The organism is Limosilactobacillus secaliphilus, assembly GCF_001437055.1.
GTDB lineage: Bacteria > Bacillota > Bacilli > Lactobacillales > Lactobacillaceae > Limosilactobacillus > Limosilactobacillus secaliphilus.
Window position 1 is genome coordinate 1 of sequence record NZ_JQBW01000002.1, and the last position, 281, is coordinate 281.

2 tRNA genes are annotated in these 281 nt (G+C 44.5%); both read left to right on the top strand.

What is annotated here, in order from left to right:
- Window positions 1-53 precede the first annotated feature (53 nt).
- Window positions 54-128 (top strand) — tRNA-Ile (locus IV45_RS00010).
- A gap of 4 nt (window positions 129-132) precedes the next feature.
- Window positions 133-205: transfer RNA gene (locus IV45_RS00015), tRNA-Ala, on the top strand.
- The last annotated feature ends 76 nt before the right edge of the window (window positions 206-281 follow it).

Consider the following 281-nt stretch of genomic DNA (forward strand, 5'->3'; position numbering starts at 1 on the left):
GAAACTTTGTTTAGTTTTGAGAGGTCTACCTTTCAAAACGAAGGCGCTTATTTGGGCCTATAGCTCAGTTGGTTTAGAGCGCACGCCTGATAAGCGTGAGGTCGATGGTTCAAGTCCATTTAGGCCCATTATGGGGAATTAGCTCAGTTGGGAGAGCACCTGCTTTGCAAGCAGGAGGTCAGCGGTTCGAACCCGCTATTCTCCATTGGTCATCGTGAGATGGCCAAAGCTTGTACTTTGAAAACTAAATAATATCTATTTTCTAACATCAAGAAAACCGA